Below are 25,044 nucleotides of genomic sequence, written 5' to 3' on the forward strand. Positions count from 1 at the left end.
ATCCCATAAATGCTATATTTGACATACTTTTTAACCGTTAACTGTCTATTTTCATAGAAGAAAAGCGTATGAATAAAGATCATACGCTAACTAAACAAAAGTTTATTCTATTTTTTCTATTTTTTCTTTCTTTTCTTTCTTCTCTCTCTTTGGTTCAATTGCTAAATTGAAAAAGACACGAACGTTATCTTCAATTATTTGGCAAGTTTCAGGATTTTGAATCAAATACTCTTTAGCGTTTTCTCTACCCTGTCCAATTTTATTGCCTTCATAGCTATACCAAGAACCTGATTTTTTAATGATGTCTGCATTACACGCAACATCCAGTATACTACCTTCTTTAGATATGCCTTGTCCATACATGATATCAAATTCAGCTTGCTTAAACGGAGGGGCAACTTTGTTTTTTACAACTTTTACTCTCGTTCTATTACCAATAACATCTGAATCTTTTTTAATTGAATCAATTCTTCTTACATCTAATCTTACAGAAGCATAAAACTTAAGTGCATTTCCACCAGTCGTAGTTTCTGGATTTCCAAACATTACGCCAATTTTCATCCTTAATTGATTGATGAAGATAACAGTACAATGTGACTTGTTAATAATGGCAGTTAGCTTTCTAAGCGCTTGAGACATCAATCTTGCCTGAAGTCCCATATGAGAATCACCCATTTCTCCAGTGATTTCTGCTTTTGGAACCAAAGCAGCAACTGAGTCAATTACAACAATATCAACTGCACCACTTCTCACAAGAGCATCTACAATTTCAAGAGCTTGTTCACCTGTATCAGGCTGCGAAACAATCAACTCATCTATATCAACACCAATCGCTTTTGCATAGACTGGATCTAAAGCATGCTCTGCATCTATAAATGCTGCTGTTCCACCTCTTTTTTGTACTTCTGCAATCATGTGAAGTGTAACAGTTGTCTTACCAGATGATTCAGGTCCAAAGATTTCGACGACACGTCCCTTAGGAATACCGCCAATTCCAAGAGCTATATCCAAATCAATCGAACCTGTTGGAATACTTTCGACATTCATTTTCGCAGACTCATCACCAAGTTTCATAATTGAACCTTTTCCAAATTGCTTCTCAATTTGTCCAAGTACATTTTCCAATGCTTTTTGTCTTTCACTCATAATCTATTACACCCGCTTTCATTATTAGAACGTTTGTTCTGTTTTATTATAGCATACATCCTTAAACATGCAAACACTTCTTTCAAATTATATCGTGAAAAGCATACAATGTCAATATTTTACATTTTTGATAGATAATCATACAATAATTTTAAAGCTTTATATACTGTTCTATTTTGAATCATCTCACGATCACCCGAAAATTTATTTTCAAAAGTATAAATATCGCCGCCGACCGCTATACCGATATAAACTAATCCTACAGGTTTCTCTGTGGTTCCGCCATTCGGACCTGCTACTCCAGTAATACTAATACCAATATCAACCCCTGTTTTTGTAATTAACCCTTTAACCATCTCATAACAGGTTTGGTGGCTTACTGCACCAAAAGTTTGTAATGTATCATGTGATACGTTCACATCTCTCATTTTTGCTTCGTTTGAGTATGTAACAATACCGCTGTCCACAACATCTGATGCGCCTGAATGTTTAATTAAAGAACTTACGAGTTTGCCACCAGTGCAAGATTCAACAAACGCGATTTTTTGTCTTTTTTCTTTTAAAAGACTAATAATCACGCGATCTATATCTTCACCTTTTTCAGAAACAATATAGTTGCCTATTCTATTTTTTATTATATCTACAAAACCATTAACGTCATCTATGTTCTTTTGAGCATCATCACCCGAAGCAGTTACTCTTAATAAAACTTTTCCATCTCCAGCATAGGTTGCTACAGTTGGGTTTGTCTGTCCCTCTATTAAATCAATTAACTTTTCTTCAACCGCAGATTCGCCATAATCATAAACGCTTAAATAGACAGAGTGCATCTTTGTAGCGTTTTTCTGTGTTAAATAGTTTTTAATATAAGTATCATATATATGTGCCATTTCACGTGGTGGTCCTGGTAAAACGATGATACATTGGTCACTCTCACTTATCTCAACAATACACGCTGGAGCAGTTCCTTTTGCATTATCAAGAATTATAGCTCCCTCTGGAAAATACGCTTGTCTTACGTTACTTTCAGGCATTGTACGATTAAACATTATAAACCTTTCTTTGATAATTGAAAGTGATCTTTCATCTAAAACCATTTTTAAGTTTAGAGCATCAGCAATAACTTCTTTTGATATATCATCAAGTGTTGGTCCTAATCCACCAGTAGTAATAATCACGTCGCAGGTATCTAAGAGCTCTAAAATCGCTTTTTTAATACGGTCTGGATTATCTCCAATCGTAAAGTGATAATAACTCCCGATCCCCAATGATGTTAATTCCCGACTTAAATAAGCAGCATTTGTATTCACTGTTTGTCCCATCAATAATTCTGTGCCAATTGCTAAAATTCCAGCTTTCATATATTGCCCTCCATAACTAGAATAATGTTAAATATGTTACAAAACGAAATGGTTGACATAATATCATTACGTCAACCATTTGGTTAATCTTTTAAAACTTGTTTATTTTTTACAATATAATCATAACCTGAGATAACTGTTAAAACAGTTGCTAATACGATCAAAACTTGATCCATTGGAAAATTAATCCATTCAAATGGATAATTATTAAGCAGTAATAGAATCACCATAAACATCTGGCTTATTGTTTTTGCCTTTCCCCACCAACTTGCAGCAATAACAATACCATCTGCTGCTGCAATTGCTCTAAAAATGCTAACTATGAATTCGCGAGATAGAATAATTATTACCACCCATGAATTTAGCACACCAAGTTCAACAAAACAAATTAACGCAGATGTAATCAACAATTTATCTGCTAATGGATCCATGAATTTTCCGAAATTTGTAATCAAATTATGTTTTCTTGCAAGATAGCCATCTAAAAAATCAGTAAATGATGCAAGTGAAAAAAAGATAAATGCCCACAATGAATATCCAGAAAGTAACATAAATACAAAAACTGGAATCATGAGTATTCTTAATAATGTTAATTTATTGGCGATATTCATGTTCATCATCTAACACTCCAATCAAGTCATATTCTAATGCATCAGTGATTTTAACATTAACAAAACTACCAAACTCTATTGATTTATCGGTATGAATATATACGACACCATCAATATCTGGCGAATCATATGCAGTACGTCCTACTAAAATTTTTCCTTCTTCAGCGACTTCTTCTACTACAACTTCATATATTCTTCCAATCCTGCTATAAGAAAGCGACTCAGATATAATCATCTGTTCAGACATAAGCGTATTTCTACGCTCTTGCTTGACTTCATCAGAAATCTTATTTTTTAACAGCATTGCAGGTGTATCTTCTTCATCCGAATATTCAAAAGCACCAAGTCGATCAAATTTTACTTTTTTAATAAACTTCATTAATATGTTAAAATCTTCTTTTGTTTCACCCGGAAATCCAACGATTACCGTTGTGCGAATAACAGAAAGAGGATCTTTCAATCGAATTTTATCAATAATTGATTCTATATCAGCTAAAGAAGTTCGTCGATTCATTAACTTGAGAATTTTATCACTTGCATGTTGAACTGGGATATCAAAGTAATTAATGACTTTATCATTTGAGAAAAAGCCTTCAAGTAATCGATCGTCTAAAATATCTGGATACGAATAATGCACACGAATCCAGTGTATTCCATCAATCTTTGCAAGCTCAGTCAACAAAACATCTAACTTGGGCATATCATAAATATCAATTCCATACCGACTTGTATCTTGAGCAATGATTAATAGTTCTTTAACACCCATTCCTGCTAAATCTTTAGCTTCATCGACAATATCTTCGATTTTTCTTGAGCGATATTTACCTCTTAACTTTGGAATAATACAATAAGTACACTTATTATCACACCCCTCCGAAATTTTTAAGTAGGCATAATGTTTAGGAGTCGTTAAAATTCTTGGTAATGATTCAGGTATTTCAATATCAATGTTTTTCATAAACATTTTTTCAGATTGATCCTTATAAATCAACTCAATTACATCATTGATCTCATAAAAGTTGCTTGTACCAATAATTGCATCTATTTCAGGAATTTCTTCAATTAGCGCTTCTGGATAACGTTGAGATAGACAGCCCGTAACAATTAGTTTTTCACAAGCAGCTGTCTGCTTAAGCCGAGAAAGCTCAAGGATTGCCTCTATAGACTCTTCTTTCGCATCATGGATAAACGAACAAGTATTTACAATCAATATCTGTGCATCAGATACATCATCACAGAGTTCATAATGGTCATCAAGGATTCCCAGCATAATTTCACTATCCGTTACATTTTTCGAGCATCCCAGTGTTTCAATGTAGACTTTTTTCATATATTCCTCACTTAAAATTCTTCTTGTTCATCATTATTTGAATTATCTTCTTCTTCAAAATCTGATTCATAGTTTGGTTCATAATCCGGTGTAAAATCAGGTTCCTCTTCTAGATTGCCTTGCCCTGTTATAGCACTAAGTTCTTCCACCGTGATTAGAACTTCTCTAGGCTTACTACCTCTACTAGGGCCTATAATGCCTCGTTCTTCCATGGCATCCACAAGTCTAGCAGCTCTGTTGTATCCAACCCTAAATCGTCTTTGCATTAGTGAAGCGGATGCTTGACCAGATTCAACTACGAAATTAATCGCATCTTCTAAATGCTCATCTACATCTTCCAAATTACTACCAATACTTTGAACCTCATCTAGAATTTCTTCATTATAAGAAACTTCATGATCTTGATTTTTGATATAGTCGACTAATGCTTCAACTTCTTCATCTGACATAAAAGCACCTTGTGCACGCTTAGGTTTTGATGCACCAATAGGGTAATAAAGCATATCTCCTTTACCTAACAATTTCTCAGCGCCACCCATATCAATTATTGTTCTTGAGTCAATTGATGAGGATACTGAAAAAGCTATACGAGATGGAATATTTGCCTTAATTAATCCAGTGATTACATCGACCGAAGGACGCTGAGTTGCAACAATAAGGTGAATACCAGCTGCACGTGCCATTTGAGCTAATCGGCAAATTGCGTCTTCTACTACATTAGGGGCAACCATCATTAAATCTGCAAGTTCATCAATAATTACCACGATTTGAGGCAAAATTTCCAGTCCATTTAGTTCTGCTTTTTTATTGTAGCTTTTCATATCTCTGACAACTTGTTCAGCAAACAATTTATAGCGACGCGTCATTTCATTAACAGCCCAATTAAGAGCTATTGAGGCTTTTTTGGGATCTGTTACTACTGGTAAAATAAGATGTGGAATGCCATTGTAATTACTCAATTCAACAACTTTTGGGTCAATCATTAAGAATTTAACTTCATCCGGTCTAGCGTTAAAAAGGATACTTGAAATAATCGTATTTACACAAACCGATTTTCCTGAACCAGTTGCACCAGCTATAAGTAAATGAGGCATACTAGCCAAATCGCCTATAATTGCATTGCCTGATATATCTTTTCCTAAGCCAATAGTAAGTTTTGATTTTTGTTTTTTAAACTCTGCTGAAGTAATTACTTCTCGTATCCTTACCATTGAAGTAACTTTGTTAGGCACTTCAATACCTATCGCTACCTTTCCAGGAATAGGTGCGATACGGACATGACTCGTCGCTAAATTAAGTGCGATATCATCACTCAAACCTACAATCTTACTAACTTTAACACCAGGGCTAGGTTGTACTTCAAACATAGTAATTGATGGTCCTCTTTTAACAGAAACAACTTTTGCATCCACATTAAAATTGTTAAGGGTATCTTCAAGTAATTTTGCCATTTCGATATATTCATTTTTATCTTCAACTTGTGATGATACATTCTCTTCTCTTAAAAGTTCAAGTGGTGGTAAATGATATGTTTCAATGACTTTCGTCGTATTTTGTTTGATTTCATCATTGACCGTTTGTCTCGTTTGAGGGTCAATATCAGACTCCTTGATTTTCTCGGGAGATTTCTCAACCATTTTGTCAACGGACTTGTCTGATGTCTGATTTCTATTGTTTGACGTCTTTTTATCATTATGATCAAAGAAGTCGATTGAGTTTGATTTGATTTCACTATTAGTAGCTGATTGCTTTATTTCATCATTCACATTATTTTCAACCTTGGGTGAAACTTTAACTGGTTCAGCATATGGATCAGCAATAATTTGAGCTTGCTCTTCATTAGGTTGTTTTTTCTGTTGCACTTTTGATGGAACTTTTGGTTGGGTTCCAGTTGCTTTAGAATTAGACGCTTCTATTTCATCTGTTTTGTTTTTCAAATTATCATTTTGTTTTTCATACGAGTCATAATCAAAAGATTTTACATCTTTTTTCTTGTTTCTTCGCATTGATTCAAGCTCACTTAAAAATCCTTGCTCAGCTGTTGAACCATTGGTATTCCATGTATTTTCAATTTTATCATTACTTTTTTCTTCTAGCTTTTGATTCTTTACATTTAACTTGTTCTCAACAATTGAAGCTTCAATCGCGCGTTCTTGTGCTTTTAACTGTTTTCTTTCTTCATTACTTCTTTTTTTCATTTCCCAAAGATCTTGTAAGGAAATTTTTGTGAAAATAATAAAGCCAATTAAAAAAGTAATTATTATCAACATATATGCACCAAAAATACCAATTAGCTTTATGGTACTTATTGTAAGAATATCACCAAAAACGCCTCCACCTTTTAATTCTGTTCCAAGTTCATATGCCAATTGAACACCACTTGATGCTAAATAGTCATCTCGTAAAATCAACTTTTGTTTTTCAATACCATCATAAGCGACTAAAGTAGAAAGCAAAAGTAATCCAACCATTATTAAAATCAATGATGTAGTCACTCTAACTTTAGCAGGCCTAAAATTTGGATTTAATCTAACAAAAACTAAAATAAAGAAGACAATTGGCAAACTATAACCAACATACGAAAATAGCCCTAGTATCGTTTGTGTAATTGCATGACCAATAACACCTACTGCACTAGTATATAAGCTGATCATCATAAAAAGCGTCACTGCAGCAAGCGATATCATCTTGAGTTCATATTTAATTTTGTAGTTTCGCTCTAGCTCTTGCTTGGTAGGCTTAGAAGTATTACGCTTTGCAGCAGGTCGCTTCGTCCCCGTTTTAGCAGTTGTACTAGAACGCGTTGTACTTTTCTTGGCAGTTGTCTTTGGCAAATGATCACCTCTTCTTATACACCAGTAGATCCAAATCCACCAGTTCCTCTATGTGTATCTTCAACATTTTCTACAGTTTCCCAATCAATTCTCTCATATTTTGCAATAATCAATTGGGCCACACGATCCCCTTTATTAATTGTAAAAGGTTCATTTCCTAAATTTATAATTGGGATTTTAAGTTCACCTCTATAATCACTATCAATTGTACCTACACAATTTACTAACGTAATACCATTTTTAATGGAAAGTCCACTACGTGCACGCACTTGTCCTTCATATCCAAGTGGAATTTCTACAAAAATACCTGTTGGTACTAATTGTCTTTCCATTGGTGCTATGGTTATCACCTCTTCATTATTAGAAAGTAAATCCATCCCCGATGCACCTAATGTCTTATATTCTGGCAATGGATTTTGTGATTGATTTACAATTTTTATTTTCATTTGTTCCCCCTACTTACTTTTCAATACTTTACAAAATTCTTCATAGAGCAGTGTTGTTTCCTGTGCTTCGATATCACCTACTATTGCAAGAGCAATTTGACTTGTATCCAAGCAAGAACCAATTAACTCTAATACACCATCTAATTGGATATTACTGATTTTATAAAGCATATCATCTATGTTTTTTTCTCTATGTGCAAATAATTCAATTCTGCCTATCATATCCATGTAGTTATCACTACCTTCTAAATTCAGAAAAAAACTACCTCTCAAATGATTTTTAGCATGTTCCATTGCTTCATTTGAAATTCGGTGTAACTTTATCTTATTGATTTCATCTGCAACAAGCATTAAAGTTTCTTTGAGATTCTCTTTTGAAACACCAAACGATATGCAAAGTGTACCTAAAGCATCATAAAAATTGGGTTCGGAATAGATTGAATAAACTAAACCACGATCTTCTCTAATACTTTGAAACAATCTCGAGCTATTAGTACCACCTAGAATATTGTTTAATACCATCATTTCATAACTTAGTTCATGATCAAACTTAATTCCCGGAAAATTAACAGCAACTTGAATTTGTTCAAAATCCTTTTTTCTTGATTCCACACCCCAATTATAAGTAGGATTTATCCTATGATCCTGTAAAGGAGATGTACTTTTCTTAAGTGATTTGAAATAATAATCAACTTTTTCTAATAAATCAACTTCATCAAAATCACCAGCAATTGAGATAACCATGTTTTCAGCTACATAATAAGTATCGAAATACGCTCTTATCATATGATGATTAAAACTATTCACTGTTTTTTTAGTTCCTAATATTGGGTATGAAAGTGGATGATCTTTAAAAGTGATTTCATTAATTAAATCAATCACCATTTCTTCAGCAGCATCTTCATACATGTTTATTTCATCGATTATTACTGTTTTCTCAGTTTCAATATGCTCAGCATTAAAAGTTGAATTTAATATCATATCTGATAAAATATCTAGACCAACTTCAAAGTCTAAACTAAGTGTCTTTGTATAAAAACAAGTACATTCTTTAGCGGTGTACGCGTTGATTTCACCACCGATTCCATCAATTAAGCTTGCAATCTCTTTAGCACTTCTATTTTTAGTCCCTTTAAAAAGCATGTGCTCGATGAAATGCGAAATACCATTGTTATCTTCATTTTCAAATGCGGAACCAGTCTTTACCCAAATACCTATAGAAATTGATTTGTATCCTTCTAATTTTTCGTAAACAACTGTGAGTCCATTATCTAATTGCACTTTATTATGCAAATGTTCACCTCTTATTTTAATATAACATATACATATCAAACCCCAGGCATCAGCGCATAGCGCCAAGACCTAGGGTTATTATTTATTACAAATTACTTATTATCTTCCAAAAGAACTTTTCTAGAAACATTGATACGACCTTGATCATCAATTTCAATAATCTTAACCGTTACTTCATCGCCGATATTTACTACATCTTCAACTTTAGCAACGCGTTTGTGATCTAATTGAGAGATATGACATAACCCTTCTTTACCATGACCTAACTCAACAAAAGCACCAAATTTCAAAATTCTAGTGATTTTTCCAGTATATACTTGTCCAACTTCCGGTACTTTTACAATACCTTGAATCTCAGCAAGTGCTTTTTCACCACCGATACCATCATTAGCAGTTATTAGTACAGAACCATCATCCGAGATATCGATTTTTACATTGTATGCTGAAGTAATTCTTGTAATTACTTTACCACCTGGTCCAATTACATCTCTGATTTTATCAGGGTTGATCTTGATTTGGAATACGCGTGGTGCATATTGTGACATTTCACTTCTTGGAGCACTCATAACTTCATTCATTTTACCTAAAATGTGTAATCTACCAATTCTAGCTTGTTCCATTGCAGTCTCTAACAATTCTTTGTTTAGACCATCTACTTTAATATCCATTTGAAGAGCGGTGATACCATTTTTAGTACCTGCAACTTTAAAGTCCATATCCCCAAGTGCATCTTCCATACCTTGAATATCACTTAAAATCTCGATTTTACCGTCTTCTTGAATAAGTCCCATCGCTATACCAGCAACTGAATCTTTAATTGGAACACCTGCATCTAATAATGAAAGTGTACTTCCGCAAATACTAGCTTGCGAACTTGAACCATTGCATGTTACAACTTCCGACACTACACGAATTGTATATGGGAAATCTTGTTCTGATGGAATAACTGGTAAAAGAGCACGCTCTCCTAAAGCACCATGTCCCACCGCACGTCTATTTACACGATTCATACCTACTTCACCAACAGAATAAGGTGGGAAGTTATAATGGTGCATATAACGTTTAGTTTCTTCAAGATCTAAGCCATCTATTCTTTGCGATTCACCCAGTGCGCCTAGTGTTGTTATACTTAAAGCTTGTGTTAAACCTCTAGTAAACAGCCCTGAGCCATGTGTTCTAGGTAACAAGCTAACATCACATGAGATCGGCCTAATTTGTGAAGGTGTTCTACCATCAGGTCTTAAACTTTCATTTACAATCATTCTTCTCATTGTTGTTTTTTCAATTGCTTTAAATTGACCTTTTAAGTACTCTGCACTATCAGGATGTGATTCTGAAAAATGAGCAATAAGCTCTTCTTCCAAGTCTTCTAAAGAAGCATTTCTATCGTGTTTATCAGTTATTCTAACCAACTGATTCATTTTTTCTTTTAAGAAATCGTTGATTTCAGCTTGGAATGCTTCGTCAACTTCTGGAACTGCGAATTCAAATTTTGTTTTACCAATTTCAGCAATGATGCCATTGATAAAAGCACAAATTTCTTTAATCGCTTCATGACCAAACATGATTGCGCCTAACATTACATCCTCTGGAAGAATGTCCGCACCAGCTTCAACCATTACTACTGCTTCATCTGTACCTGCAACAACTAGATTTAATTGAGATAACTCTTTTTCAGCAATTGTAGGGTTTAAAACATATTGTCCGTTCACATAGCCAACAGTTACTGCTCCAGCTGGTCCGTTGAATGGAATATCAGAAATACCAAGAGCTAAAGAAGCACCATTCATAGCAATTGTATCAGGCGTACAATCTTGATCTACTGAAAGGACAGTTGCAACAACTTGAACTTCATTTTTCATACCTTTTGGAAATAACGGTCTAATTGGTCTATCAATTAATCTAGATGTAAGAACAGCTCTTTCAGATGGACGTCCTTCTCTTTTGATAAAACCACCAGGAATTTTACCAACTGAATATAATTTTTCTTCAAATTCTACTGTAAGTGGGAAAAAATCAATTCCTAATTTTGGTTTTCTTGATGCCACAGCAGTTACAAGAACTACAGTTTCACCATAAGAGATCAGTGCAGATCCGTTAGCAAGATTGGCTACTTTACCAATTTCAACTTTGAAAGGTCTTCCTGCAATAGTTGTTTCAAAAATTTTTACTTCTTTTATCATGTCGCCGCCTAAAGCTTGGCAACCAGTTACTTGACTCATAAAGCCTCCTAGTTTAATAATGCCTTACGGAATTTATCCTACTTATTTCAAGTCAGTGCTCAAAAAAAGCATTCACTTCAAATAAGTAGGATATTAAGATAAATTCCACTAAGTGCAATTGTTTATAGTCTACTATATTATACTAAATTATATTGTAAATAGAAAGACATATTTAGTATCTGGGACAATTCCTGACACTCATAATTAGAAATTTTAACCATAATTTTATGACTAGCTAGATTAATTATAATAGAAATAAATTGTCACTCAAAAAACAAAGCTTGACCTAAGTCAAGCTTTAATTATCTAGATATTATTTTCTTAATCCAAGTTCAGCAATTAATTCTCTGTATTTTTCAAGTTGATTATTTTTCAAGTAGTTAAGAAGGTTTCTTCTTTTACCAACCATTTTAAGTAGGCCTCTTCTTGAATGGTGATCTTTCTTGTGTGTACCTAAATGCTCATTAAGTTCATTGATTCTGAATGTTAATAAAGCAATTTGTACTTCTGGAGAACCAGTGTCAGTTGGATGTGTTTTAAATTTCTCGATAATTTCCGTTTTTCTTTCTTTTGCGATCATAAGATCCCTCCTAGTTAAATTAAATATATGCCAACAGCCTAGTATTTCGTTGGAGACTCGAAAAACAAAGCTGTGGTAAACAACATATGAATTATATCATTTAGAGACTTTAATGTAAAGGAAAGATTGTTTATGCTAAATGTTGAAATAAGCCTTTGTTTTGCTCAAATCACCTTGCATAGCTACAATTAGTTCGTCAACATGATTAAACTTAATTTCAGCCCTTAATCGCTTCACAAAATGCACTTCAATAATTTCATCATACATTTCTTGATCAACACCCAAGATATAAGTTTCAAGATGAATACCCGTTTGTTCAAATGTAGGATTAAAACCAACATTTGTAACTGATGGATAAATATCACCTTTCCAAAGTGTCTCTGTAATATAGACCCCCGGTTTAATCGTGCTTATATTATCCTTGATTCGTAAGTTAGCAGTTGGGAAACCTAGTTTATGTCCCATTCCTTTTCCCCTGACTACTAAGCCTTTGATAAAATGTTTTCTACCTAAATAGAAATTTGCTTCTTCAATTCTTCCATCAGACAATAGTTCTCTTATAAGAGATGAAGATACTCTCACATCATTTCTCATAATTGGCTGAACAATTTCATACGTGTAGCCATATTTTTCTGATAGCTCAATTAACAGCGCTACATTCCCGTTAGCTTTTTTCCCAAATCGATAATCATATCCGACAGTTAAATGTTTCATGTTTAACTTATCAATTAAGATCGTTTTGACAAAATCTTCAGGTTCAAATAAAATCTGCGCCTCATCAAATCTAATCAAAGCCAGATAATCCACATCTACTCTTGTGAAAATTTGTACTTTTTCATCAATATCCATAATTTTAGGTGGAACTTGATCTGGCGTAAGAAACTCTTTAGGATGATTTGAAAAAGTATAAACAAATGATTTGAGGCCTTTTAAACGTGCAGCCTCCTTCATGATGTTTAAAACTTCAGCATGACCAATATGAAGTCCATCAAACGTTCCAAGAGCAACAGAAGTGGCTTCATTCTCTATATCTATTTCCTCAATTTCAAAAAAAATCTTCATTTTCTCACCTTGTTATAACAGATCTGATTCTTTCAATATTTTCTTAAAGAAAAGACCATTATCTTGTCGTTCAGCAATCCCCCAAAAGATGTCATCGATGTATACCTTGTATATCGATTCAGTTAACGACTCTTTGTAATGTTTTGCTAAATCTAGTTTTACACCATTATTCAGTAGTGTAATCATCTTAGGATTACCTCGCAGATACACGCTTGGCATCCACGAAAGTGCATCTTCTATGCTAACCATATAACTATCTATGTTTTCTAAACTAATCGCTTCGAGTTCTATCGCCATATCAAGATCAAAAGGTTCTGTCATCGTACGTCGTAATGCAGTCATATGTGCATAACAGCCCAGTTTCAAGCCAATATCATGACATAATGTTCTCACATAAGTTCCTTTTGAACAAACGACATCAAACTCAATTGTCTGTTGTCTGACAACTATATTTTCTAGTTCATATATCGTTCTTTTTCGAGCTTCTCTTTCAACGACTATTCCTTTTCTAGCCAAATCAACCAATTTCTCTCCACCAATTTTAAGTGCACTGTACATAGGTGGAATCTGATCAATTTCTCCGAGAAAAGTCTGCATCACAGTAAGAATTTCATCTTCACTTACATGAAATTCTTCTACTCGCTCCGTTACGGTTCCCCAGCAATCTTGCGTATCTGTAGCCATTCCAAGTTTCATTTCGCAATGATATGATTTTTTTCTATCTACTAAAAAATCTACAATTTTTGTAGCTCTTCCAATACAGATTGGCAATACGCCTGTAGCCATAGGATCAAGTGTACCTGTATGACCAATTTTTTTAGTTTTTAATTTTCGCCTCATTATCGCAACCACATCATGAGAAGTCATATTTTGAGGTTTGTCGATAACCACAACACCTGTTATTTCCAAAATAATTCCCCTTTTAATTTAAGGCTTTTGAAATCGCTTCAACTAATTTGCTTTCAATATTTTCAATTGTATCGTCCGATTTAAAACCAGCTGCTTTTGTATGTCCGCCACCTTTAAACGCAAGTGCTATTTCACTTACATCAAAGTTGTATTTTGATCTCATTGAAACCTTATGAGCGTGATCATATAAATGTCTGATGAAAACGACTACTTCAACACCACTTATATCTCTAACAAACTCAACAATTCCATCAGTATCATATTCGGATAATGCAAGTAAATCAATCAATTGTTTGCTTAATTTAACAACTGCACATTTACCATCACAATAAAGCTTTAAGGTTTCAAAAACTCTATTTAATAGCAGTAGTTTTTCATATGATTTATTCTGATATATCTCAACATTAAGACGATTAAAATCAAATCCAGTCGCCACTAATTTTTCACATATACTAAAAGTCAACGGTCTAGTGTTAGAATATCTAAAACTCCCAGTATCGGTAACGATAGCTGCGTATAGACCTTCTGCACTTTGTGCGTTGATAGTACAACCAAGCTCTTCCGTTAACATATAAACGATTTCGCCTGTTGATGATGCTTCAACTACAACGATATTAAGAGCAGCATAGTGCGTATTTGTTTTATGATGATCAATGCAAACTGTATGTTTACCCTTTCTAAAGAGAGGTTCTCTATCCTCAAAAAGTTTGGTTTCACCTGCATCAACTGCTATACATATGTCAAAAGCAACATCACTTACGTCGTCACTTTTCACGCATTTAAGTTCCCCTTCAAAAAGAAAGGATAAATTTGAGGGTATATCGTCATTTAAGACGATATACCCCATTTTGTTATATTGCTTTATTAAATGATAGACACCAATACATGAGCCTAAGGTATCACCATCAGGCATATTGTGAGGCAGAATTAAAACTGTCTCTAGTGATTGATCTTCTAACAATGCTTTTAATGCTTGAGTTTGTTCCATAATTTATTCCTCTTCATCTACTGTATCTTCGCTAGATTCTGCGTCAACATCAACTTCAGGTTCATCATGTTTAATATCAAGCGAACCCAATATTTCGTTAATATGCATCCCGTGTTCTACAGAATGATCTTGTTTAAATATTGGTTCTGGTGTATAGTGTAATTTTAGTTTTTTTCCAATCTCTTTACGGATAAAACCTTTTGCACTATTCAACCCATCGATATGTGTTTCCATATTATGATTCGGATCAAATACACTGATGTAAATAGTAGCAAATCTTAAATCATTTGTTACATCAACATGTGTTACCGAAGCAAGTTTAGAAACTCTTGGGTCTTTTATCTCAAACATCATAATATGACTTACTATTTTTTTAATCTCTTCAGAGATTTTTTTATTTCTAGATACAGACATTTGACGCCACCTTTCTATTGGATCTGTCAAAATTACCTTTTGACTTCTTCCATAATGAATGCTTCGATTTCGTCATTTTCCTTCAAATCATTGAATTTCTCAATGCCAATACCACATTCGTAGCCAGTTGCAACTTCTTTAACATCATCTTTAAAACGTTTTAACGAACTAATCTTTCCTTCGTTGATTACTATGCCCTCACGAATAACACGTACTTGAGCATTTCTAGTCACTTTACCAGTTGTTACATAACCACCAGCGATAACACCACCAGGAATTTTAAAAGTTGCACGAACTTGAATTCTTCCAAGAATAACTTCTTTATAAAGAGGATCAAGCATTCCTTTCATAGCAGTTTCAACATCATTGATTGCATTGTAAATAATTTGATAAGTTCTAATGTCAACGCCCTCTTGATCAGCAGTTGAAGTAACAATCGCTGAAGGTCTAACGTTAAAGCCAATGATGATTGCACTTGATGCCGATGCAAGTATAACATCAGATTCAGAAATCGCACCAACATCTGCTCTTATTATATTTACTCTAACTTCTTCGTTAGTGAGTTTTAGTAATGATTGCTTAATTGCTTCTACAGAACCTTGTACATCAGCTTTTATGATGATATTAAGTTCTTTCATTCCGCCTTCTTTAATACGTGAGAATATATCTTCGAGTGTAACACCAGGATTTTTGTTAAGCGATTTCTCTCTAAAGGCTATTGCATGTCTATCAGCAATTACACGAGCAGTTTTATCATCAGGTGTCACATAGATTTTTTCACCTGCTTGTGGAATATCACTTAAGCCATCAATTTCAACAGTAGTTGATGGTCCAATATGCTTAACTTTTTTACCTTTGTCATTATACATCGCTTTGATTTTACCAAATGTAGTTCCAGCAACTACTGGATCACCAACATTAAGTGTACCTTTTTCAAGGATAATTGTTGTAGCAGTACCACGACCTTTTACTACTTTAGCTTCAATAACAGTACCAACACCTGGACGCTTAGGATTAGCTTTAAGTTCTAGTACTTCTGAAACTAATAAAACCATTTCCAAAAGTTTATCTAGACCTTCACCAGTTTTAGCAGATACAGGCACTGCGATAACATCTCCACCCCACTCTTCAATTACTACCCCTCTATCAGATAGTTCTTGCTTAACGCGGTCAGGATTTGCATTTGGCTTATCAATTTTATTGATTGCAACGATAATTGGTACATTTGCAGCTTTACTATGGTCAATTGCTTCTATCGTTTGAGGCATTACACCATCATCTGCTGCAACCACTAGTATAGCTATATCAGTAACTTTTGCACCCCTAGCTCTAAGCGAAGTAAATGCCTCATGACCAGGTGTATCTAAAAATACGATTTTTTCGCCATTGTGAACAACTTCAGAAGCACCGATATGTTGCGTGATACCACCTGCTTCACCACTTGCTACTCCAGTGTTTCTAATCGCATCAAGCAATGATGTTTTACCATGGTCGACGTGACCCATAACAGTAACAACCGGTGCTCTTTTGACAAGGTCCTCTGGATTATCCGGTGTATCAAGATCAAAGATTTCAAATTGATTTTCGACTTCAACAACTTCTGCTTCTAAAAGAATATCATACTCTAATGCTACAGTTGCTGCAGTGTCATAATCAATCAGTTTATTTAATGAAGCCATATTGCCCATAGCCATTAATTTCATAATTACATCTGTAGCTGGCTTATTAATTGTTTCAGCAAAAGTTTTAATTGTCATTTCTGCAGGTACTAATACAACTTCTTTTGCTAGAATTTCATCTAATTTTTCTGATTTTTCTTTTTCTGTTTTTTCTTTGTATTTACCACTTTTTTGTTTTACTTTTTTACCAAAGTCAAACTCTCTTCTTGGATCAACTTCATTTACAATGATCTCTTCTTTGAGTAATTTTTTTGCTTTTTTTGATTTGTTTTCTAATTTATCTGTATCAAAAGTAACAACAATTTTATCTTTCTTCTGTTTTTTCTTCTTTGGTGTTTTTTCTTGAATATCCGATGTTGAAAAAGCACTCTTCATCGTATTGTCTAATTTTTTACCTTGAGAAGAACCGCCGCCTGAACCATATGGTCTAGAACCACCAGAACTGCCTGAACCAGATCTATTGTAACCGCCTTGACCGGAAGGTCTATTTCCTTTGTAGCCACCCTCGTTGTTATAGATTGGCTTACCATCCGGACCAACTGGTCTAGGTTTTCTCTCATATGCAGGTTTATTAGGATCATATGGTCTTTTCTCATATGCTGGCTTGTTAGGATCATATGGTCTTTTCTCATATGGTTTGTTAGGATCATATGGTCTTTTCTCATACGCTGGCTTGTTTGGATCATATGGTCTTTTTTCATATGGTTTTTTCTCATACGGTTTATTAGGATCATATGGTTTTTTCTCATATGCAGGTTTATTTGGATCGTATGGTTTTTTCTCATATGGTTTTCTATCGCCAGATCTATTATCATAAGAATTATTAGAGCGATTATAAGGTCTTTGTTGACCTTCACCCTGTGTTCCTTGTGAATTTTCACCTTGTGGTCTAGCTGGTCTATTTGGATCGTATGGTTTGCGTTCGTATGGTTTAGACGCATAACCTTGTTTTTGGTAATTATTATTATAAGGCTTTCTTTCACCACGATTATCCGTTGTTCCTTGACCTTGTGTAGTAGATTGTTCTGATGAAGACTGATTTGTGCCTTGGTTTGTGCGGTTATTATTATAATTTTTATTTCTGTTATCATATGGTCTGCTTTGAGATCTTCTATTTTCTTCTTCTTTGATCTCTTTAGTGCGATCATATATGATTTTATGATGCTTTTCAGGTTTTGGCTCCCCAGTTGTGGCATCTGTAGCAGGTGTACTACCTGATGTTACTGGTTTCGTTTCTTTTGTTTCATTTACTTTATCTGTTTTTGATTCTGTTCCTTCTGAAGCTTTCTTCATAAATCTTCCTTTTAGTTGTTTTATTTCCTGATCTTCTAACGTGCTCATATGGTTTTTAACTTCGTAACCAAGTTGATGCGCCGAGTCGATCAAATCTTTAGTAGATACATTAATTTCTTTTGCCAGTTCATGGATTCGGGTTTTTGACATTGCTTCACCTCCGGTTATAGAGCGTCAATTTTAGAAATTAAAGCCCGTGAAAATTTTTTGTTAGTTACGCCGAACAATCCATAGTTATCTTTGCCGATTGCTGCAGACAGTGACAACTTATTTGATAATACTCTATATGCAACACCTTCGGATTCACACAATCTCACCATTTTGGTCTTTGTGGATTCATTTAAATCTTCAGCAATGATGAGTAAAGATATCTTCTTGCTTTTAATGCCTTGTTCGCAAAGCGTTTCGCCAGGTACTAATTGGCCAGCCTTCCTTGCGAATCCCAAAAGTGATAAAACATTATTCATGTTCATCTAACCTTTCCTTTAATTTTTCGAACACTTCATCTTCAATTTTCGTCTCCAGTGCACGATTAAAGGCGTTCTTTTTTATAGCTAGATCAAAGCATGCTTTGTCTTTACAGATATAAGCGCCTCTTCCGTTTGCTTTACCTGTAAAATCTACAAATACTTCATTCTCATTATTTTTAACGACCCTGATCAATTCTTTCTTTGGTTTTTGTACACCGCAGGCAATGCATTTTCTCATGGGTATTTTTTTCATATTTATTCTTCATCTCCATATACTTCTTCATACTCGCCAATTTCTTTCAAGTATGCTTTATATTGTGTTTCATTCTTAATATCTATTTTCCAGCCTGTAAGTTTTGCAGCAAGTCTTGCATTCTGTCCTTCCTTACCAATTGCAAGTGACAATTGATAATCAGGTACAACTACTAATGCTGAATTGTCATCTTCATCTACTTCTACACGCATAACCTTCGAAGGACTAAGTGCGTTCGATATAAGAATAGCTGGATTTTCATTCCATTCTATTACATCGATTTTTTCACCTTGAAGTTCTTCAACGATATTTTGAACACGATGTCCTTTTTGACCAACACATGCGCCAACTGGATCAAGATCAGGATTTGATGAGTAAACTGCTATCTTCGTTCTAGAACCTGGTTCACGAGAAATACTCTTGATTTCAACTTCTCCATCATAAATCTCTGGCACTTCAAGTTCAAACAATCTTTTTACCAAACCAGGATGCGTTCTTGACACAAGAATTTGTGGTCCTTTAGTAGAGTTTTTAACTTCAGTAATAACAGTTTTAATTCTCTCGCCTTGAATATATTCTTCATGAGGAATTTGCTCATTTGGTTGCATGATTGCTTCTGTTCTACCTAGACTTATATATACTATACCTTTAGATACTCTATGAATAACGCCATTGACAATTTCACTCTCACGAGATGAATATTCATCATAAATCACGCCACGCTCAGCTTCTCTGATCTTTTGTACGACAACTTGTTTTGCAGATTGTGCTGCAATTCTACCGAAGTCTTTAGGAGCTACTTTTTCTCTTACGATGTCACCATTTTCAAAGTCCGGGTCAATAAGTTTAGCTTCTTCAACAGAAATTTGAGTGATTTCATCAATTACTTCATCAGCAACAATACGTACTGAATAAACATTTATTTCACCTGTATTTCTGTTCAGCTCAACTTCTACGTTATGCGTTGCTCCGAAATTGTTTTTGTATGCTTTTACCACAGCATCTTCAATCACGTCAAAAAGCATCGTAAGTTCAAGACCCTTTTCTTTTTCTAATTGCTCAAGCGCAAGTAATAATTCAGTTTTCACCTATATCCCTCCCTATTCAAATTCGACGACAAGTTTCGCCAAAGATACCTTACTTTTTGGAATTTCAATTTTTCCCATTGCTTCGTTTTCAATTACGATATGATCGTCAATTAATCCCACAAGCGTACCTGTAATTGCCTTTTGACCTTCAAAAGTATGAAACAATTTAAGTTGAATTACTCTACCTTTAAATTTTTCATAATCTTTATCTTTTTTTAGCACTCTTTCAACACCTGGTGAGGTAATTTCAAGAAAATACTGTTCTTCAATAGGGTCAACTTTATCTAGTTGTTCATTAAGATATTTACTAACAAGTTGGCAATCATCTAAGGTAACAGGCTCTTCTTTATCAATCGTTACTCTTAGATAACGATATGGACCTTCTTTTACAAACTCTACATCTACAATTTCCATATCGTGCGTTTTTACAAAGGGTGTCAATATATCTTCTACGACATCCACCACTCTCTTTTTTTTCATGTTTACACCTACTCTTTCACTTTCATTTATGTAGTAAAGATTTTATTTTTTACTGCCCAATAGTCCGCTCAATAACAAAGAGTGGGAAAACCCACTCTTGCTGTCAAAAACATATTTACTGGATTATTATAGCATAATTTTAGCTATTATGCAAATGAGAATAAAGACAACTGATTATCCTCAGGTAAGTCATCAAAGCATCCGTGCACCTTCATAGCCTCAATTACAGTTTTTGAAACTTTTGTTAATCTTTGAAAATCTTCAATGGATAAAAACTCAGAATTTTCATCACGAACATTTGAAATACTAAGTGCTGCCGACGCACCAACACCTTGAAGTGCTAAAAATGGTGGTAAGATTTTACCATCGACAATTTTAAACTGCACAGCATCTGACTTCATCAAATTAACTTTCATAAATGAGAAACCACGACTATAAAGCTCATCTGCAATTTCTAAGATTCCTTGTAAATCTTGTTCTTTTTTTGTTGGTTTTTCTAACCCTTCAAGTTCTTTTGTCTTTGCTCTAATCGCTTCAGTTCCTTTGCAAATAAGCTCAGCATCAAAATCATCAACTTTGGTCGAAAAATATGTTGCATAAAAGGCAAGAGGATGATGTACCTTAAAATAAGCTATTCTCACGGACATCATAACATAAGCCACAGCATGTGCCTTAGGGAACATGTATTGAATCGTTTGACATGACTCTATATACCAATCAGGAACATCCTTTTCTTTCATGGTTTTTATCTCATCTTCCTTTAAGCCTTTACCTTTACGTACATTTTCCATTATTTTAAATGCCGACAAAGGTTCCAGCTTCATTTGAAGCAAATAGTTCATAATGTCATCACGTGTTGCTATAACTTCTTTAATCGTTACAGTATTATTTCGAACTAAATCTTGTGCATTATTGACCCAAACATCGGTTCCGTGAGATAGTCCTGAAATCCTGACTAAGTCAGAAAATGTAGCAGGATTTGTATCTCTAAGCATTTGCCTTACAAATTTAGTTCCAAACTCAGGGATACCTAAACTACCTATATCCAAACTGTATTTTGGATCTTTGATTTTTAAGGGTTCAGCTGATGTAAAAATCTTCATCGTCTCACGATCATCAAGTGGTATATCAAAAACATTAACACCTGTTAATTCTTCAAGATACTTGATAATCGTCGGAACGTCATGCCCTAGTATATCTAGTTTTAGCAAGCGACCACTTATAGAATGGTAATCAAAATGTGTTGTAACAACCTCTGAACTCGTATCGTTAGCTGGAAACTGAATTGGGCAAAATTCATGTATATCACGATCAGCTGGTACAACCATAATCCCACCTGGATGCTGACCAGAAGTCCTCTTAACACCTGTTAATCCCTGAGACAAGCGTTCTATCTCAATTCGATGCATCTCGATTTCACGCTCTTCAAAGTACTTTTTAACATATCCATAAGCAGTTTTATCCGCAATAGTACCAATCGTACCAGCCTTAAACGTCTTACCTTTACCAAATAGCACTTCACAGTATTTATGAGCATTTGCTTGATAAACACCAGCAAAGTTAAGATCAATATCAGGTTCTTTATCACCATCGAAACCAAGAAAAGTTTCAAAAGGTATATCGAATCCATCTTTAAAATAAGTTGTACCGCAATGCGGGCAAACCTTATCTGGCATATCCACACCAGCACCAAAAACACCATCAGTAAAAAATTCAGAACTTTTGCAGTTTTTACAAATGTAATGAGGTGGTAATGGGTTTACTTCTGTTATATCACTCATAGTTGCAGCAAAAGAAGAACCAACAGACCCCCTTGAACCAACAAGATATCCGTCTTCAAGAGATTTTGCAACAAGCTTTTGAGCGATGATATACATAACCGCATAACCATTACCTATAATTGAATTTAATTCTCTTAATATTCTTTTTTCTACGATTTCAGGAAGCGGTACACCATATATTCGTTCAGCTTTTGCCATACACATGGATCTAAACTCATCATCAGCACCTTCAATTACAGGCGGAAACGTACCACTTGGAACAGGTTTTACATTTTCACATAAATCAGCGATTTTTCTAGGATTATCTATGACAAGTTCTTTAGCCCTATTGCCAAGATATTTAAACTCATCAAGCATTTCTTGTGTTGTTCTAAAATATAAAGGCGCTTGATTGTCTGCATCACTAAAACCGTTTCCCGCCATCAAAATTCTACGGTAAACTTCATCTTCAGGATTAAGAAAATGAACATCAGCAGTCGCGACTACGATTTTATCTAGTTGATCACCAATAGTTATTATCCGTTTATTAATTTCACGAATTTCATCAAGACTCTTAACTTTACCATTTGCGAGCATAAATGCATTGTTATCTACTGGTTGGATTTCTAAGTAATCATAGAAATCAGCTATTTCCAAAATTCTTTCGTTAGGTCTATTAATCATAATCGCTTTGTATAGCTCACCCGCTTCACATGCACTTCCTATTAAAAGCCCATCTCTTTTACTTCTCAATAGAGATTTAGGAATTCTAGGTTTTCTATAATACGTACGTAAATTTGAATGAGAAACAAGTTCATATAAATTTCTAAGACCACTTTGCGTTTGCGCTAATATAATAACATGTGACATCTCAAGCTGTGTATAATCATAATTTGCAATTGCATATCGGTTGATTTCTTGTAGTGTAAAGACTTCTTTTTCTTTCAACAGACCAATAAAGTGTGTAAATACCCTAGCAGTGGCAGAAGCATCTGCAACGGCTCTATGATGATCTGTAAGTGAAATTTTCAAATGTTTAGTTATCGCTTTTAGATTATGCTTTTTAATACTTGTTAAAAGCAATCTACTCAGAGCCAATGTATCGACGATAAGAGAAGTAAATGGTATTCCCATTTGTTCACAATAATACCTAATAAAAGAACAATCAAATGCAGCGTTATGTGCTACAACTGGTGCACCATCAACAAATTTCATAAATTCAGGCAAAACACTATCAAGTTTTGGCTCACCAGCAACCATCTCGTCAGAAATACCAGTTAAATCGGTGATGAGTGATGGAATGCTACGACCAGGATTGATTAATTGACTAAATTGATCAGTTATGACGCCATTGACAACTTTAACTGCACCAATCTCGATAATTGTATCCTTATGATATGAAAAACCAGTAGTTTCTATATCAAAAACAACAAAAGTATCTTCAACACTATAATCAGTAGCATGCTCAATAAGATCAACTTCATCATCAATGAGGTAACCTTCTAAACCATAGAGCACTTTGATCTTGTCACCTGCAGCTTGTGCTGCATCTGGAAAAGCTTGAAGGACACCATGATCTGTGATAGCAATTGCTGGATGCCCCCAATCTATTGCTGTTTGAATAATTTTTTTAACTGGTGCGATACCATCCATTTCACTCATATTTGTATGGAGATGGAGTTCAACACGTTTTTCTTCAGATGTATCAACACGTTTAGCTTCTACTTTACCTTTATTAACAGCAGAAAATAAAAGCACGGACTCTTTGTCAAACTGATCGTATCGATTGACACCCTCTACAATATACCAGTTACCTTGTTTAAGTTCAGGTAACAAACTTTCAAAATCATTCTTTTTAAGAAATTGCTTACATGCGATTGCATTGGACATATCAGAAAGAAAAAGTTTTAACAATATCTTTCCACCTTTGAGTTCACGTGACTCAAAATTCACCAATTTACCTTCAATTGCATAAGTTTCTTCTTCTTGATCTATATCGATAATTCGAGTTGTACTTCTTTTAATTTTATTTCTATAAAATACTTCTGGCGCATTAGACTTAACTGCTTTATAGGGGTCTCTAACTCTGAAATTTGAAGCCCCGTTTGAAGGACCATTTTGATTACTGTTTTGATTGCTACTCTGTTTCGCACTTTCTCTAATAGCTTCTTCGCTAAAACCACCCGTTGTACTGGCAACAATTGATTCGATTGTGGCATCTTGTTGTCTTGTAAACGCCTCATAACCCTCAACTTCACCTTTAATAGACTCAGTGGAAATTTCATAAGTTTTTTTTAGATTTTTTTCACAAATTAAGTGAATCATTTCATCAGTTTTATATTGGAAAAATGTGTTTTCAAGACCTTTATCATCAAACACAATGTGAATTCTACCATTATCAAACGAAATTTTTGAACGCTTTAATATGCTGGCTACAGCAGGATTTTTCCGGCGAATAACCATCAAAATATTATTCCAGTTCTCTTCAAGTTCAGCATTAGTACTTTCACTAGAATTTATATCTGAACTCACCTCAGGAGATGATGAGGGTGATTCCCCCCCACTCAAAGTCGAAATATTATTAACTACGTTTACACGAATATCAAATGTTTCGATAAAAGACAAATGTTTTTTTAAATTATGCTTAAAATCATTTATGTTGTTATCTGCAATTTGATTTTGAGCTTCCAGTAGAATACTTAAAACATCTTCACCACGTCTGTATTCAATTTTTTTCACTTCAACGTCATTAACCCTTAAAACTTCTTGGATTAACTGATTAAAAGGTTTCTTATCCATTTAATCACCTTTCATTCAACTGTTCC

19 protein-coding genes are annotated in these 25,044 nt (G+C 34.4%); all 19 read right to left on the reverse strand.

The genetic code is table 11. The features are described 5' to 3' along the window. Positions 1 to 102 precede the first annotated feature (102 nt). Positions 103 to 1,146, reverse strand: coding sequence for a recombinase RecA (gene recA, locus QE109_RS00365; protein WP_281092374.1), 1,044 nt, complete (start codon positions 1,144 to 1,146; stop codon positions 103 to 105). A gap of 119 nt (positions 1,147 to 1,265) precedes the next feature. Then, positions 1,266 to 2,507: a competence/damage-inducible protein A gene (locus QE109_RS00370; protein ID WP_281092375.1), complete on the reverse strand. Its 1,242-nt coding sequence runs from the start codon at positions 2,505 to 2,507 to the stop codon at positions 1,266 to 1,268. Positions 2,508 to 2,590: 83 nt separating this feature from the next. Then, on the reverse strand, positions 2,591 to 3,118 hold the full coding sequence (gene pgsA / locus QE109_RS00375) for a CDP-diacylglycerol--glycerol-3-phosphate 3-phosphatidyltransferase (protein ID WP_281092973.1): 528 nt from the start codon (positions 3,116 to 3,118) through the stop codon (positions 2,591 to 2,593). Then, positions 3,102 to 4,448 carry a 30S ribosomal protein S12 methylthiotransferase RimO gene (gene rimO / locus QE109_RS00380; RefSeq protein WP_281092376.1) on the reverse strand — a complete coding sequence of 449 codons (1,347 nt, stop codon included), beginning with the start codon at positions 4,446 to 4,448 and terminating at the stop codon, positions 3,102 to 3,104. Before rimO ends, pgsA begins: the two co-directional genes overlap by 17 nt. Before the next feature lie 11 nt (positions 4,449 to 4,459). Beyond that, positions 4,460 to 7,282, reverse strand: coding sequence for a DNA translocase FtsK (locus tag QE109_RS00385; protein ID WP_281092377.1), 2,823 nt, complete (start codon positions 7,280 to 7,282; stop codon positions 4,460 to 4,462). Positions 7,283 to 7,296: 14 nt separating this feature from the next. After that, a complete protein-coding gene (dut, locus tag QE109_RS00390; protein ID WP_281092378.1) occupies positions 7,297 to 7,728 on the reverse strand; it encodes a dUTP diphosphatase in 432 nt (143 codons plus the stop codon). A gap of 9 nt (positions 7,729 to 7,737) precedes the next feature. Beyond that, positions 7,738 to 9,021, reverse strand: coding sequence for a M16 family metallopeptidase (locus QE109_RS00395; RefSeq protein WP_281092379.1), 1,284 nt, complete (start codon positions 9,019 to 9,021; stop codon positions 7,738 to 7,740). Between the two features lie 92 nt (positions 9,022 to 9,113). Next, positions 9,114 to 11,243, reverse strand: a complete 2,130-nt coding sequence (gene pnp, locus QE109_RS00400; RefSeq protein ID WP_281092380.1) for a polyribonucleotide nucleotidyltransferase — start codon at positions 11,241 to 11,243, stop codon at positions 9,114 to 9,116. 313 nt (positions 11,244 to 11,556) lie between these two features. Beyond that, a complete protein-coding gene (gene rpsO / locus QE109_RS00405; protein WP_281092381.1) occupies positions 11,557 to 11,823 on the reverse strand; it encodes a 30S ribosomal protein S15 in 267 nt (88 codons plus the stop codon). 135 nt (positions 11,824 to 11,958) lie between these two features. Next, positions 11,959 to 12,885: a bifunctional riboflavin kinase/FAD synthetase gene (locus QE109_RS00410; RefSeq protein ID WP_281092382.1), complete on the reverse strand. Its 927-nt coding sequence runs from the start codon at positions 12,883 to 12,885 to the stop codon at positions 11,959 to 11,961. Between the two features lie 12 nt (positions 12,886 to 12,897). Next, positions 12,898 to 13,794: a tRNA pseudouridine(55) synthase TruB gene (gene truB / locus QE109_RS00415; RefSeq protein ID WP_281092383.1), complete on the reverse strand. Its 897-nt coding sequence runs from the start codon at positions 13,792 to 13,794 to the stop codon at positions 12,898 to 12,900. A 13-nt stretch (positions 13,795 to 13,807) separates the two neighbouring features. After that, entirely contained in the window at positions 13,808 to 14,782 is a 975-nt protein-coding gene (locus tag QE109_RS00420; protein WP_281092384.1) for a DHH family phosphoesterase, read from the reverse strand. A 3-nt stretch (positions 14,783 to 14,785) separates the two neighbouring features. Further along, the gene (rbfA, locus tag QE109_RS00425) at positions 14,786 to 15,196 is read right to left on the reverse strand and encodes a 30S ribosome-binding factor RbfA (RefSeq protein ID WP_281092385.1); all 411 of its coding nucleotides are present in this window, start codon (positions 15,194 to 15,196) and stop codon (positions 14,786 to 14,788) included. Positions 15,197 to 15,228: 32 nt separating this feature from the next. Further along, positions 15,229 to 18,318, reverse strand: coding sequence for a translation initiation factor IF-2 (gene infB, locus QE109_RS00430; RefSeq protein ID WP_281092386.1), 3,090 nt, complete (start codon positions 18,316 to 18,318; stop codon positions 15,229 to 15,231). A gap of 14 nt (positions 18,319 to 18,332) precedes the next feature. Next, positions 18,333 to 18,641, reverse strand: a complete 309-nt coding sequence (locus QE109_RS00435; RefSeq protein ID WP_281092387.1) for a L7Ae/L30e/S12e/Gadd45 family ribosomal protein — start codon at positions 18,639 to 18,641, stop codon at positions 18,333 to 18,335. Continuing rightward, positions 18,628 to 18,897, reverse strand: coding sequence for an RNase P modulator RnpM (gene rnpM, locus QE109_RS00440; RefSeq protein ID WP_281092974.1), 270 nt, complete (start codon positions 18,895 to 18,897; stop codon positions 18,628 to 18,630). Before rnpM ends, QE109_RS00435 begins: the two co-directional genes overlap by 14 nt. After that, positions 18,894 to 19,979, reverse strand: coding sequence for a transcription termination factor NusA (gene nusA / locus QE109_RS00445; RefSeq protein ID WP_281092388.1), 1,086 nt, complete (start codon positions 19,977 to 19,979; stop codon positions 18,894 to 18,896). The genes rnpM and nusA overlap by 4 nt, the downstream gene beginning before the upstream one ends. A 12-nt stretch (positions 19,980 to 19,991) precedes the next feature. After that, positions 19,992 to 20,459, reverse strand: a complete 468-nt coding sequence (locus QE109_RS00450) for a ribosome maturation factor RimP (protein WP_281092389.1) — start codon at positions 20,457 to 20,459, stop codon at positions 19,992 to 19,994. A gap of 146 nt (positions 20,460 to 20,605) precedes the next feature. Further along, positions 20,606 to 25,018, reverse strand: a complete 4,413-nt coding sequence (locus QE109_RS00455) for a PolC-type DNA polymerase III (RefSeq protein WP_281092390.1) — start codon at positions 25,016 to 25,018, stop codon at positions 20,606 to 20,608. Between the last annotated feature and the right edge of the window lie 26 nt (positions 25,019 to 25,044).

The organism is Fusibacter bizertensis (assembly GCF_029914245.1).
Lineage (GTDB): Bacteria > Bacillota > Clostridia > Peptostreptococcales > Acidaminobacteraceae > Fusibacter_C > Fusibacter_C bizertensis.